Below are 14,102 nucleotides of genomic sequence, written 5' to 3'. Positions count from 1 at the left end.
GGAGACGGTGCTTTGATTTTGTGTGAATATCTGGTAGGCGTTGGAGGGGATAATTTGCCCACCATCATTTTGGATGGTAAAGCTGGCTACATAGGCGATGACCTCACCCTCGGTCGGTGTGATTTAATTACCAGGCTGGGACGCAAGGACCTCATTTTGGAGCTGGTCGATGAGGACGGCGTGCCGTGCGAGTGGGTAAATCTGGTTAAGCTACCCCAGAGCGTAACTGAACTCCTAGAGACTGGACGGGTCGTAGGAGTCATTGACGGCCATCGTGAGCTGGGTATTGTCAATCCGGCACGAGGCGAAGAATCAGATAATGGCGTGGTAAATTATGCAACTTGAGCAATCCAGAATTTCTGTGACAGAGCTGATCGACTCCTTCGACTCCTTCCAGTTGTGCGGGCCTAAACATGTGTCCGCTGTACGCCTGCGCGGTGAGGATCAACAGGTTGAGGTGCTAGCGGAAAAAGCGGATTGGTCTTACATCATCAAAGGTCGTCCTGTTCAGGACTGTCGTGCCGATAACCTGCAGGATTTGATGCCCAAATCCCGCGCTATTCTGTATAGCTTGGCTGAATACGGCGACGAGAAGAAAGCCTATTCTCCGCGCATGGGCTAGGCCCTAGCTTATAGCTAGGTAGGCTCCTTTGCGGAAAGGCAAATCGACTATCAGCTCACCTGCAATCTTCCCATGACTGTTTCGGGATACCTCCTTAGGCAGATTGAATTTCAGTTTTTTCGGCCAGGTTGATTTCTCGATAATCACTGGCATGCTCGCGTGAAAGGTCGCGTTGGAGCGATTCCCATCAGCGTCAAGGTATGAAAGGTTCACTCGTGTGAATTCCGCCACAGGCTCAACCCAGCGAACGGATTCGCAGCCTGCAAGACGTGCGCTCTCAATCTCCTCCACTTCCTTGTGCGATTCCCGTCTAGCAAGCTCAGCGATCGCGTCTTGCACTGACAGGGTTCTGCTGCTGAATGACTTTTTGGCGGTGGTGAAACCTGCAGTGTTGACTGGTGCGCCCAGGAACAGCTTTATTTCCCTCCAGCACTGAATGGGATGGGCTCTAGCCATTCCTTGCTTGGTCAGTATGCCACGCGCTAGCTTCTGTCGTTCCTTGCTGTCCTTTGCTGCGATGGTAGAGACAGCTTTTTTGAAGGCATGCTTTGCATCGTTCAGACCCTGTAGCGCGAAAATCACAGTCGAGCCAGCCTCTACCAGGCCGATATGCCGAGGTACGCTACCGCTGATGCAGCCTTCCATTACTTCCCAGTCAGTAAGCGCTTTAATCAATAGTTCGGCTGAGTCCCCCTCAATGGTCCCACCAATCGAGTCAAAAAAAACGCATTGCCCGAGCGATCCTGGCTTCAGAATCGCTCGTTTACAGTTGTTTAGCGAGTCAACTAGGGAGGACAGCGCATCGGCAGCTACAACAATGCTCTGATCAATCATCTCAGTCTTTCCATATAATCTGCTTTTTGATCTTGCCTTGCTCCGGGGCGGTCTCTGAGTTCTTTTGGCTCGACCTCGGCCCTTTTTTTATACCCGTAGTCTCTGCGGACTCGGATTCGTGTTTATTCCATTTACCTTTCACCCAGATCTCACCAACAGGAACTCCACGGGCTTCGGCCTCAACATCAACGGCCTGCCTAATGATGGGCCATACATCTGGGTTTTCTTGGAGTAGTCGGAAAATCAATGATGCAAGAATTTTTGTCGATTCTTTACTGTTGGCTATCCCATCCTTTTTTATTCGGTAAGTTGAGTTTTTGTCGAGACCTAGAAGCGGACCTATTTGATAAGACTTAAAGTCAGGGTCGATTTTATTTATAAGAGCCAACAGGTCCTCAAACTCTGGAGTCCAAGTTTTCGGTAGTTTATCTGTAAATGCAGCATACAGGCGGAGGAGGATGGATAAGGGGGCCTTGAGCGTTTGGTCAGCGTTTTTCACCCCGTACATTGCTGCGGTGTTGACGCCAAAGGCAGTGCTTCGTTCGATCAGGCCAAGGCCCTGACGGCTGGAAAACTGGTCCAAATCGCTGCCCCTCAGGACGGTCGGCCGCGACAGACTTTCATTTTCAGCAGTTACGCTAGAGCTAAGGGTTTTCTTGGTCACGCATCAATACCCGAATCGGTGGAAATATGTATAGTATAGCTGTACATTGCGTGGGTGTAAGCCCGGTTTTGCTGTGTCTAGCGGAGTAGGTATGTCGAAAATCATTCTGACCACTGTGTTGTGGTATCAAGCAGGCAAGGACAGGCGACCTATTATGCCCAGCCTTGCGCTGGAGGGGGTAGAAAGTCGGTTTCCAAGCGTCAAATTTCCAAGCAAAGGTATCACCTTTCTATATGGTCATCGAAACCCAGGAGAGGCTTACCTGTTAAGGGAGGCGTCAAAACATGATCTAGCCCCAGCCATAGTTCAAATTCCTGTAGAGATTGGTCACTGGCTGAAGAATAAAGCTGCGTTTGCACCGGACGATCCGGAGCGGGGTATTGAGCATACGAAGTTCTTAGCTATGCAGCGAGCTAAGAAGGAGGTAACGGACGCAGTCGAATCAATCTGGTTAAAAAATATCCCCTTAGGTCATGATGATCATCAGCGAAAGGGTACTCGTTTTGCTAACTTCATGGATGATGTTATTTGTATGGAAAAATTCAAACATCTGATTGTTATTGCTTATACGGTTGATTCGCAAGAGGTAGGTGAATTCCAAGTTGCTACGCTATTTGATTTAAGCGCAATTGAAAGATACACCTGCGGCCAGCTTCTTGAAGAAACAGAAATCACTTGTAAGCCACTTCGCTAACATTATTCCCAGAATTTTGCTTCAATCGCCCTGTCACCGCTTGCCTTAACCGGTAGGCCCCAGCAGCAGGGCATCCCCGTCGCAGTGCACTGCGGCTTGCATGGAATTGACGCAGAGCAGGCGAGCGCCTACCATCTCCAAAAGGGCGGTCAATCTGCCCTTTTTCAGGTGTCGTCATGCAAGGTATCATATTATTATATGCGACAAATCCTAGAATCCCTCCCTCAGCTGCATGTGATCAACCAGGCCGACGCCAATCGGTGGATTGAGGGGATTACCCGCTATCACGCGCCTCGTGCGGCATGGCACGCTAAGAGATTGCATGGCATTGGCGGCTCTGAAATGGGTGCCGTTGTAAGCTTCTACCGTGGCGAGGCGTCGAGCGGTTTTACAAACGCCAAAGAAATTGTCGAGTCCAAACTGATGAAGCGGCTTCCTCAGTTCGAGACCTTCCACATGCGTCGAGGCAACGCCCTGGAAGACCTTGCTCGGCAAGCGTATCTAAAGTCATCTAGCGGGGTAGTTGATCTCCAGGCTACTTCCGCGCTTCGCTCAGCCAAGAGCATCCCAGGCTACGAATTCATGGTCGGGAACCCGGACGAGATTGTTCTGGTGGGCGGCAAACGTTATGTGGTGGATTACAAGGTACCAAATACCTTTTCCGACTCGGTTGAATTCGACTACGAGGTTCAGCTTCACCACTACGCCACCCTGGCTAAATTGGCTGGTATACGCATTGATGGTCTCGTGCTTGCCAAATTAGACATCCCTCCTCAGATGTCTGAATACCTTACGAAGAATATAGCTCTGTTAGAGTTTGACCAGGTGGCTCAGCTCGTAGACTCCATCGTCAGTGTCAACCTTCCTGGCTGCAGGATCGTGCCCATTTCGGTTGATCTTCAAAGGTCACTTCAAGCTGAGTTGCTTGCTGCAGGCCGCGATTGCTGGAACGACTATGTGCTCAAGGGAGAAATCCCCCAGTTGCGCTCGAAGCATCAGCTCGATCTTGAGGGCAAGGTGAAGCTGGACCTGGCCCGGTATCAGCAGCAGTACTTGATGGCAAAATCGGGTATCAGCTACTTGGAGTCGGTAGTCAAAGGCTCTCAGGTGGGGATGAGTAAGATCCTTGAGGGGGTCCACTATGATGGCAAACAGTTCCCGCTAGATGCCGTGCGTGTATCCCCAAACAAATTGGATTCCGACCGGGTCATCAAGGAAGCCTTGCTACGCGGCGCGAACGAAGAGGGTCTGCGTTCTTCCACGCGATCCTACACTGTCGCGACACTGCTTGAAGAGATCCAAAAGCTTGGGGGCGATACCGATGCAGAGCATTTGTATGACCTGCCCTTGGATGACAAGAAGGCCCAGGCATACCTGAAAGACATCGGTGTCGACCTAGCTAATTTTCGACAGCCTGGCATTTCTGTCCGCCTGGCTGGCACCACAGAGAGCAATGCTGCGAAGAAACACTACGAAGAGACGGCCGCCGAAAGATTCAGGCCTTGGATTAATGAAAGCCTAATTTCCAATCATGATGAGGAGTCGGACCACCGAGATAGCAATCCCGATGAAGCACAACTGATGCCTATCGAGCCTGAGACGGGGCAGTTCGATGGAGCGTTGGCAGACGCCTTCAAGGTGTTTGAATCCCAAGACGAGCAACACCCACAAAACCCCATGAGAGCCGGGTTCGGCTTGCGCTAGGAGAAGTTGTATGGATATCAACAAGCTGTTTCAGGAAAAGATCAAGACTGAACAAAAGGCAACGCAGCCTAGAAGTTTTCTGGTCAAGGTAGATCGGGAGCCGGTTTTCTCGCCTTCAAATCCTAATGTTTTCAAGGCGATTGGCACTCGTACCGATACTGACGAGCGAGTCGTCGTGATCACCATGAAGTCTGCCAGTGGCCAATATGTGCCTAAAGCGGGGGACGTTATGCGCGTCGATAAAGCTTCCCGCGATCCTGCACAGCCAGATAAACCTATCTTCCGCGCTCAGTATTTCCATACCTACGAGGCCAACGACTTTTGCTTGAATGCAGTCATGCAGCCTCAAGAGGTTCGCACTACACCCGGTACTCGTATGGTTGGGGCAGTGGTCCACGCTTACGATCCCAAGAGCTCTGCAACGCTGCTCACAGGTGCCGATGTACAAAGTCAGTTAACCGCCTCGATCCTCCAGCACTTGAAGCAATGGGAAAACACGGAAAAGTCGGCCATCACCCACGATGTCAAAGGTAAGGCTTTGTGGGAAGCCGGCCCAACACGAGGCCTAGCACCATTTGCTTTAGTCCGATTCGCCAGTCAGAGCTTCAAAGTGTTTGGCGGGGGTGCCATGTTTGTGGACCCGAATGACAAGTCGAAGGGGGAGCGCTTCCCATCGGATGCAGAGCTGGTTGACCGCATTGAAAAAACTAAAGGGGTTATCACTCTCAAGAGTGTCATCAAGGATCTGATCAGTGGGGGGGCATCCGCAGCTGACCTCAAAAAGGTTGACATCGCGGTTGTGCCAGGTCTGGGTATCAATGTTGGCCTTGACCAGATTACGAAAACCCAAAAACTGGGGAAGGAGTACTACGCGGTCCCTCAAGCGTATGCCGTTGCAAAGGAAGGTGGGGGTACCTTTACCGGTCATCGCGAAACCATCATCCACGCGAAGTTGACCCGTACCGGTAAAGTCGCCGTCGTCGATACCTCGCCTACGCCAGGCGGCAAGGCATCCGCTAAGGTGCCATTCTTCGCCAACGAACTCGCGCAAATGGAAGAGCGTAAGAGCCTGGCTGCTGGTCTGCAGGGTGGCCAGGGTGCAACTCAAATGACTCGTGCTCAGGCGCTGCAGATGAATGACTTCCCTGATGAACCAACAGCCAGCCAACCTGCGCAGGCACAAGAGCAACGCCAGCAACAGTCTCAACCTCAGGGTGCTCAGCAGCACGTTGTACAGCAATCGTACGAGCAGCCCTCCCAGTCGCAAGCGAATCAGTCCAACGGGGCATCTCAAGAAGACTATTCGTCCTTCGACAGTGATGATGACTTTGCGAATGACATGTTCGTAATGGAGCAACTGGGGCAAGGGTTGGATGAGGAAAGCTTCAATGATTTGGACTCCCTCCTGCAGCAAGCAGAGCAAATCTCCGCTCAGCGCAGCTCACCTCGCATGGGCTGATTTCAGCCGCTGATGTTGATTGTTGTCCCTTCCTTGCTGGGCGGCGGCTGTCGCCCAGTAGCTCTGTGTAGGTTGAAAATGCTATGAGTCAGACCAAAAAGTGGCTCGACTTCAAACCGTACGGTATGAGGCTCGCGCTGGCACGCTCAAAAAATCCGAATTTTTCTCACACCCTGCTCTTCGCCGGAGAAGGCCTCAAAGATGAGGCTACCTTGAAGGCCCTGAGAGATATGGGTTTCTCGCGGGATATGAGGTGGCCGCAGAAGCAGTATTGGACTCGAAGTTTCGTCGGCGTGAAGCTCACGGATCTTCGTGAGAAATTCCCCAGATCTTTGATTGTTGACTTGCCTGTAGAGGAGATCTCCCCAGCAATCAAACACGAACTCAAGCAGCGCCAAGGCGCGGGAGTGAAAAATGAATCCAACTCTGAACCTCGAAATCGCCCTACAGGAATCGCAGCTCGCACTCCCTCTGGAAGTGTCAATGATGCCCGAAGTGGAGCCAATGGGACGCTGGGCGCGGGTGGTGCATCAGATGATGTACGAGAGCAACCCCTGGATGATGCTCAAGTTGCACGAGGAGGGACGCCTGATCGAGCACCTGAACGACCAGGGAGAAGAACTGAGCGGGCAAGTCCTGAAGCTGGCGAAAGAGTGGAGGTTGCAGAACCCGCTGCCTCGGACCGCCCAGCATCTGGAGCGAACGGTCTGGCTCAACCAGGCGAAGTCCTACGCTACGGAACTCCAGCTGAACAACTTGAGCCAAAAGATAGTGTCGCTGCGCGATCAGTACCAGGGAACAGCGGTTCACTGACCCCTGAGACCTCTCCCGATCAGCCAGACCAAAGTGGTGATCCAGTTACAGGCGCAGGTTCCTCCGAAGGTGCCAGCGCGACTGATCCAATACCTGCAGAGGTGGCGACCTATGACGGCCTGAGCGCGCAGGAGTATGCCCGAGCGCAGCAGATCTACGGCGCCGGTCTGGGTGGCGATGGCCAGCAGGAAAACCCCTTTGATAGCGCGCTGGAACCAGTCCCGACTCCACGGGGGTTGGAATTACAAGATCTCGACTTCGAATCCGATCGCCACCTAGACACTCGCGAAGCTTTTGATCGCCGCGATTATGCACTGGCGTATGCTCTGTACCAAAAGGGTATGGGCTCCAACGGGCTTGAGAGAGATGCCTTCGAAGATGCGTTTGCCGGTTTAGCGGGTGGACGCGGCGCGAGCCTCTACCTCAGTAATGATCAACGCCGCGAACTGCATCGCATGGGCATGCGCGACAACTTGGTTGAGCATTTTGCGCTCAATTACGTGGGCGTGGAGGCCAACCTTGCATACGCGTTCGACTTTGCCACCCAAAATGACGCCCTTGTCGCCTCAGCGCTTACACAGCGCATGTCGTCCGATGTCAATGGCATCGGCGGCCAAATCAAAGCTTTGGGCTTTGAGCATGTAAGGGACGAAGACCCTGCTACCGGCGCACCTGAGTATTTGTACCGCTCTCCATCCGGCGAATCATTAGTCGTTGGTGTTGGTCAAAAAGGGCTACACATCACTGGTCACAATCAGGGCCATGTGCTTCCAGCATTTGAAGTAATGGACAACCTTGATACCCCTGTCCTATCGGTCGGCGATGAGATCAGAGCAGATGCAGTCGCCCTTTGGCCGTATTTGTTCGATGAGGCAGCCAAACAGGTCGACCAGGCAAACGAGGAAGTTTCGGCACCAGCGGAAGAGGCTAAGGCAGATCAGCCCGCAACGCCGGTCCTGGAGGCCCAGGTTGCCAATATACGGGCGGTAGTCGCCACACAAGAGGCGCAGCCTGCCTTCAACAACGGTTGGCTGGTAATGAACGCTTCGCGACCGCTGCTGGGGCATGCAACCGAAAACGGCAAATTCCTCGATGGGGTTCATTATGCGGCTATTGACCCAGACGACAGCCTGGCCGCGACGTACATTGAAGAAAACCGGAAGCTGAATGCCTCGATCGTTGTCACAGCGACTCAAGAGGAACAGGCGTTAATGGCCATCGCGGGCAACCGTAACGAGGCCGACTACAAAGAGCTCCACGCTCAAAGTGGACTAGTCGATCAGGCTACTTTCCTGATCTCGAAGATGCAGCACATTCCGTACGGGCAGATGAAGGCGCTGCTGCAGCGGGTAAGGGAAGAACAACAGGTCACCCTATCTGCGGGCCAGATTGCTCAACCTGTCCAGACTGAAGAGATTCAGCTAACTGCGGTCGTTGAGCCCTCGGTTCCATCAATCCCTTCGACCCAGTCTGTCACTAAAGCGGAAGGCGAGTTCGAAAGCTCTGCAGTAGCCGACCCTGTCTATGCAATCGATCGCGTGTGGCGCGGTTCGACCCTTCAGCACATGCTGGATACACAAGGTAGAACCCCTTCGACTTCAAGTATTTTCGCAGCCCTCAAGAGCTTTGAGTCTGGGGAGGCTACGAGTGATGTTTCGAAGCGGACACTTTCGGCATTCAGGGGATGGGGCGTTGAGGGAGACGGTCTCCGCGTAGACAACCGGAAAAGCCACGAAAACCATACTGGCAATCAAATTGCTGCTTACCTGGGTATGACACCAGGTGACTTCCAGCGGGCATACATGGACAACCGCCTAGAGTCCTACTACACCCCACCACAGCTGTGCGATGCCATTTGGAAAGGGGTCATGAGGGCAGGGGTGAATGACGGCGGAAAATTCTTGGATGCCGGTTGCGGGGCTGCAGCGTTTTTTGCTGCCGCCCCAGACAATGTACAAAGTCATGCTACGTTGATAGGCGTTGAAGCTGACCCGATCACTGCTAGACTTGCCGCTGCTGTTGCACCGGACGCCCGCATCATTCACTCAAAGTATGAGCAGGCAGTGTTGGCGCGGGACTTCGATGCTGTAATTGGCAACGTGCCGTTCGGTTCCACCAAGATTCATGACTCCAGCTATCCCGACGCCCACCACATCCACGACTACTTCATCCTTCGTAGTCTGGACCAGCTCAAGCCTGGTGGGATTGCAGCAGTGATCACTTCTGCAGGTTCGCTCGACAAGGGTGATCCGAAAGTGAGGGAGGAGATGCTGCAGCGAGCCGACTTGGTCGGCGCTGTTCGCTTGCCTCGGGAGACATTCAGTCACCTGAATGCCCAAGTTGCAACAGACATTCTGTTCCTGCAGCGCAGGCCTGATGGCACCAAACCGTCCTATGACTACACCCAGTCCGTCCGTGTGTCTCTCGATGAGCAGAGCGGATCTATGTACGAGGACAATGGTGGCAGCGACTACATCAACCGCTATTACCTCGATAATCCTGAGAATATTCTCGGTAAGTACGAGATCCGTTCGACTGCCTTTGGACCAAAGCCCGCGCTGGTAGATCCGGACCTAGCAGTAATGCAAATTGTCGATCGCTTCGATTCGATGCAGGTACGTATTGAAACCCGAATCAACGAGTTCATGCCTGAAGGCCTGGCTGCAAAGAAGACCTGGGAGCCAGTCGATAAAGGCACCAGTGGCACTCGTGCGCAGTTAGGGGAAGAGGACTGGAGCTCGTTCGAGCGCATCGAGCAGCGCCAAGATAACTTCGTCGGCGACAACATCATTGCCGATGATGGACGCATTCTCGAAATCGTGGACATTGCTCACCGGTTTGATGACGAGGGCGTACTGATCGGCCATCAACACATCGTCGCTGAGACGAACTTTGCTGGCAAGCGTGCGGCAACGATGGAGGCCTACATCGGGCTGCGGGATGCAAGTCGTGAGTTGATCGCTGCACAGTTGAATGGCAGCGACCAGGTACTGAATGCCACCCAAGAGAAAGCGAAGCAACTGTACGAGGCTTTCACCAAAAAATTCGGACCTGTCAACGCCAACAAGAACCTCAGAATCTTCGGCGAAGATGCTGGTTCGGCAGAAGTCTGTGCTCTGGAAGTATGGGACGATGAAGAAGAGCAGGTCCTAGCCCTTGCCGACACGTTCGAGAAGCGTGTTATCGGCGCTGAGTTGGTACCGAACATTGAGACGGCAGAGGATGCTTACTACCATTCTCTCGACCGTCGAGGTGGTGTCGACTTCGACTTTATGGTTGAAGTCCTTGGGCAAGAGGTCGACCAGATCAAGAACAAGCTCATGGGTGACCTCGTCTTCCTCAACCCCATCACCCACCAGTACGAGCCCCAGCATCAATATCTGAGCGGTAACGTCGTCCTAAAGCTCGCAGAGGCCGAACAAGCCCTTGCCTCGATGCCTGAGCTTCAGTCCAACGTCGATAAACTGCGCGAGACGCAGCCTGATCCAATCCCCTTTGAAGATATTTCATTACGGCTGGGTGTTGGTTGGATTCCCGAACGTGACATTGAGCAGTTCGTCAGTGAGCTGTTCGGGACGAAGCTCACACCTCGTGACTTTAGCGTTCGTTACACGCCTGAATTGGGCTCCTGGGCTGTCGAGGTTTCGAGCTCGTTTAAGACCACGCACGAAACACGCCGCAGCACTATGCATGGCACCAAGGATTGCCCGTTCGAGCGTTTGCTAGAGATGCATCTCAACTCGCAGAAGCCTACCCACTACGACAAGGTCGACGGCAAGAGCGTTGTAAATGATGAGCGCACGATGTCCTCTCGCGCCAAACAAGAAGACATTGAGTCAGCGTTCAAGTCTTGGGTAGCCAAGGATGTTGATCGCATCCACAGGTTCACTGAGCTGTACAACGCCAACTGCAACAACATCGCCCTCCCGAAGATCGACGGGTCGCGCCTCACTTTCCCCGGCTTGGCAGCTACCTGGAAGCCCAGAGCCCACCAAAGCGACGTGGTTGCAATGTCTCTGATGGGTTACAACTGCATGGCTGCGCATTGTGTGGGCGCTGGCAAAACCTTTGAGATGGTTGCGATTGCGATCAAGCTTAAGCAGGTTGGCCTGTGCAATAAGCCGAGTATTGCTGTACCAAACCATATGCTCGGGCAGATCACCCGAGAAGCCAAACAAATGTTCCCGAGTGCACGGATTCTGCAGGTAACTGCCGACGACTTGAAAGGTGCTGCTCGCCAACGCTTCCTTGCGCGGGCTCGCAACAACGATTGGGATCTGGTGGTTTTCACGCACGGCATGATGAATCGCCTACAGGCCCCGCTAGAAATTCAAACCCGTGAATTGGCCAAGAGCATCGGTAAGATCGAGGCCAAGATAGCCGATACTGATGGACGGGTTAAACGGCAGCTTGAGGCAAGTCTGAAAACGCAAGTCTCCAAGCTTGAAAGCGTCGAGAAGGCCTTCAAGGATGAGCAGCTCAAGTCCGGGGTGCTCACGCTTGATAAGCTGGGTATCGACCTGATCAACGTCGACGAGATCCACCTGTACAAAAACCTCGCCATCAACTCGAACATGAACGTGCTTGGCGTGACACGGGGTGGTTCGCAGCGCGCTGAGAATCTCAGCATGCTGGCTGAATACATGCGCGACCTGCATGGGCGTAGTTTCGGCATTAACGGGTTCACTGGCACACCGGTGTCCAATACCATCTGTGAGCTCTACGTCCACGGTGCCAGGTTAAGGCCAGAGCTTTTCCAGGACCAGGGAATTCACGACTTCGACGAGTGGGCCAAGCGGTTCGGGGATGTGGTATCAGCGCTTGAGCCGTTGCCAGAAGGGGGCGGCTTCCGTGTAAATGAGCGGTTCGCCCGGTTTGTAAATCTGCCTGAAATGATCAGCTTGTTCCGCTCGTTTGCTGATGTGAAAAACGCCAGCGACCTTAACCTGCCAGTCCCTGAAGTCGAGATGATCATCGAGTCCGTTGACCAAAGTGACTTCCAAAAGGACTTCATGAAGCATCTGGCCATCCGTGCAACAAAGGTCCGGTCTGGATCAGTCCGGCCCCATGAGGACAACATGCTTTCGATCGCTACTGCAGGTCGGAAGGCAGCGTTGGACTTGCGGCTCGTGAACCCCATTATTCCCGATGACGCCAGCGCGAAGCTGCCGCTCGTTGCGAAGAACGTGCATATCGAGTGGGAGCGTCACGGAGACGTGAAGGCAGCCCAGATCATATTCATGGATCAGGGCACGCCAAAGCCTGACGCCTCGTTCACAACTTATCAAAAACTGCGCGACCTGCTCGTGGAGCGCGGCATTCCCGATCACGAAATCGCGTTCGTTCATGAGGCCAAGAACGACACGGAGAAGGAGGCTTTGTTCGACAAGGTCCGTAAAGGGGACATCCGTGTGCTTATTGGGTCAACGGAGAAAATGGGCGTGGGTACCAACGTCCAGGACCGCCTGGTCGCGCTGCATGACGTTGACTGTCCGTGGCGACCCTCGGACATTGCCCAGCGACGCGGCAGGATCGAGCGGCAGGGCAACAAGTTCTTCGAGAGCGTTCGCAACTACCGCTACACAACCAAGGACTCGTTCGACCTGTTTATGTGGGGTGGTAATCAGCGGAAGGCGAATTTCATTGCTCAGGCACTGGGGGATCCAACTAAGGCTGGCCGTGAGGTGAGCGAGGACGTTGACCTTGGATATGCGGAAGTCATGGCAGTGACCACGGGTAATCCCAAGATCAAAGAGAAGGTCCAAACTGACGACTTGGTGAACAAAATGGAGCGCAAGCGCCGAACTTGGCAGAGCGACCTCTACACCAAAGCGTCCGCTTCTCGCAGCCTTCGGTCATCGATGTCCCACACTCGCAGGATGATGGACGCCGAAAATATTCTCGCTGATGCCCTACCAAAAGGAGTAGGTGGCAAGAAACCAGTGGAGATAAGCGGCGTAGTGACAACCCTAGGTACCGAAGGGTCGTGGACGGCGCTCAGAGCCACTGAGGTGGGCAAGGCTGTACTGCAGCGCTACCCGATCGCAGAGGCACGCCTCATGAAATTCAGTGAACCGTTCGAAAAGCTAGGGATGTCTATAGGCAAGATACAACTCATGCTTGAAACAGATATCAGTACCAAGCAGTCGTTTATACGAGGAAAGGTTGGCGATCATCTGCTTCCCTACCGCATCGGTATTTCCAAAAGCGAGCAGTCAATGGGCGCTATGGTGCGGGAGCTATATGACACTGATTTCAGAATGAAGAGGCTGGAAGAAGAGCTGCGCAAAGACACTGCTGGATATGAGCTTGTCAAAGATTTCAAGCTAGATAGTGAATGGCCAGAGGAGGGCGATTTCGTCGACTTGAAAAATCGGCAGCGAGAGCTCAACGTCTGGTTCGCAGCTCAGGATTTCAACTCAAGCGATACCGTTGATCCCTTCAAGATCCGCATGGACAGGTTGGAGCAGGAGCTAGCCCGCCAGATTACATTGTCGGATCTTGAGCGGGAGATAGCTGCAAACGGCGATCTAGCAATGCTTGATCACTCAGGTAGTTTTGGAGCACAAGATGACGATGTGTCAAATGACGAGGAGAAAGTGACCTTAAAATCAGGTTCGAATGCTATGCGTTTGGGCTAAATCTCTAGCAAGCGAGAAACCCGCCTTTAGGCGGGTTTTTTGTGTCCATGACAAAACCATCCTTTTTCGGTATTGTCTCGATTTGCAACGTCTCATATTACTAAATCTAGCAAGAGGAAGGTCTTGGTGCTGATGTATTCCCAACTGAAGGTCACGTTTGTGGCCACTGCGCTAGCGCTTGCGCTCTCTGGTTGCGCAGCTAAAGAACCTCAACCGTTGATGACAGAATCGGACGCTGCGGTCCAGGAACTAAACGAGGCTGCGCTACGCGTTGCCCGTGCAGCTGAACAAGCATCCCTCGCCCAAACTGTTCGTAATAGGCAGAACCGGGTGACGCAAGAGCTGAAAATCGACCTCTCGCGGGTATCGCCCGAAATGCGAGCCCCATTGCTGCTAGAGGGGGGGTTTAACGGCGAGCTTGAGATCTTCCTGAAAAGCGTTGCCAATACTGTTGGATGGCCTGCGCCGGTCATTATGGGTTCTCGCCCTACTACTCCGTTGATGGTTGCCTTCACTGAGCAGCGCCGACCTCCAGTCCTCTGGATCGCTGATGCTGGTTATCAAGCAGGGGAGAGCGCCGACATCCGAATTAATACGAGCCTGCGACAAATTATCATCGCCTACAAAGAAACACAGGGCGGCCAGCGTTTCAGTGCTCCATCTCGGTGAAT

The 14,102-nt window shown here is 53.3% G+C and carries 10 protein-coding genes; 8 read left to right on the top strand and 2 right to left on the bottom strand.

The genetic code is table 11. From position 1 onward, the window contains the following. Positions 1-54: 54 nt before the first annotated feature. Positions 55-345 (top strand): hypothetical protein, encoded by a 291-nt coding sequence (locus SJI00_RS20865; RefSeq protein WP_322463573.1) that lies wholly within the window; start codon positions 55-57, stop codon positions 343-345. Further along, entirely contained in the window at positions 335-622 is a 288-nt protein-coding gene (locus SJI00_RS20860) for a hypothetical protein (RefSeq protein ID WP_322463572.1), read from the top strand. Before SJI00_RS20865 ends, SJI00_RS20860 begins: the two co-directional genes overlap by 11 nt. Before the next feature lie 3 nt (positions 623-625). On the opposite strand, the gene SJI00_RS20855 is transcribed toward SJI00_RS20860, so the two are convergent. Together SJI00_RS20855 and SJI00_RS20850 are read right to left on the bottom strand one after the other, a co-directional pair. Beyond that, complete coding sequence (locus tag SJI00_RS20855) at positions 626-1,456, bottom strand: hypothetical protein (protein ID WP_322463571.1); 831 nt, start codon at positions 1,454-1,456, stop codon at positions 626-628. Position 1,457: 1 nt separating this feature from the next. Next, entirely contained in the window at positions 1,458-2,120 is a 663-nt protein-coding gene (locus SJI00_RS20850) for a hypothetical protein (RefSeq protein ID WP_322463570.1), read from the bottom strand. Between the two features lie 91 nt (positions 2,121-2,211). Between SJI00_RS20850 and SJI00_RS20845 the strand changes: the two genes are divergently transcribed. The 6 genes from SJI00_RS20845 (at position 2,212) to SJI00_RS20820 (ending at position 14,100) form a co-directional block, all read left to right on the top strand. Further along, entirely contained in the window at positions 2,212-2,814 is a 603-nt protein-coding gene (locus tag SJI00_RS20845) for a hypothetical protein (protein WP_322463569.1), read from the top strand. Positions 2,815-3,012: 198 nt separating this feature from the next. After that, the gene (locus SJI00_RS20840; protein ID WP_322463568.1) at positions 3,013-4,518 is read left to right on the top strand and encodes a YqaJ viral recombinase family protein; all 1,506 of its coding nucleotides are present in this window, start codon (positions 3,013-3,015) and stop codon (positions 4,516-4,518) included. Between the two features lie 10 nt (positions 4,519-4,528). Continuing rightward, positions 4,529-5,977: a hypothetical protein gene (locus SJI00_RS20835; RefSeq protein WP_322463567.1), complete on the top strand. Its 1,449-nt coding sequence runs from the start codon at positions 4,529-4,531 to the stop codon at positions 5,975-5,977. A gap of 414 nt (positions 5,978-6,391) precedes the next feature. After that, on the top strand, positions 6,392-6,790 hold the full coding sequence (locus SJI00_RS20830) for a hypothetical protein (RefSeq protein WP_322463566.1): 399 nt from the start codon (positions 6,392-6,394) through the stop codon (positions 6,788-6,790). Positions 6,791-7,026: 236 nt separating this feature from the next. After that, positions 7,027-13,431 carry a helicase-like domain-containing protein gene (locus tag SJI00_RS20825; RefSeq protein ID WP_322463565.1) on the top strand — a complete coding sequence of 2,135 codons (6,405 nt, stop codon included), beginning with the start codon at positions 7,027-7,029 and terminating at the stop codon, positions 13,429-13,431. A 132-nt stretch (positions 13,432-13,563) separates the two neighbouring features. Next, entirely contained in the window at positions 13,564-14,100 is a 537-nt protein-coding gene (locus tag SJI00_RS20820) for a DotD/TraH family lipoprotein (RefSeq protein WP_322463684.1), read from the top strand. Positions 14,101-14,102 lie beyond the last annotated feature (2 nt).

The sequence above is a fragment of the Pseudomonas gebzensis genome (assembly GCF_034427815.1).
Classification (GTDB): Bacteria; Pseudomonadota; Gammaproteobacteria; order Pseudomonadales; family Pseudomonadaceae; genus Aquipseudomonas.
The sequence above is the reverse complement of the archived record's forward strand: the minus strand, read 5'-3'. Positions and strand labels throughout refer to the sequence as shown.

Coding starts and splice junctions, on each gene's coding strand:
- SJI00_RS20840 (WP_322463568.1), top strand. CDS start 3,013: ATGCGACAAATCCTAGAATCCCTCCCTCAGCTGCATGTGATCAACCAG.
- SJI00_RS20820 (WP_322463684.1), top strand. CDS start 13,564: ATGTATTCCCAACTGAAGGTCACGTTTGTGGCCACTGCGCTAGCGCTT.
- SJI00_RS20830 (WP_322463566.1), top strand. CDS start 6,392: ATGAATCCAACTCTGAACCTCGAAATCGCCCTACAGGAATCGCAGCTC.
- SJI00_RS20860 (WP_322463572.1), top strand. CDS start 335: ATGCAACTTGAGCAATCCAGAATTTCTGTGACAGAGCTGATCGACTCC.
- SJI00_RS20835 (WP_322463567.1), top strand. CDS start 4,529: ATGGATATCAACAAGCTGTTTCAGGAAAAGATCAAGACTGAACAAAAG.
- SJI00_RS20845 (WP_322463569.1), top strand. CDS start 2,212: ATGTCGAAAATCATTCTGACCACTGTGTTGTGGTATCAAGCAGGCAAG.
- SJI00_RS20855 (WP_322463571.1), bottom strand. CDS start 1,456: ATGATTGATCAGAGCATTGTTGTAGCTGCCGATGCGCTGTCCTCCCTA.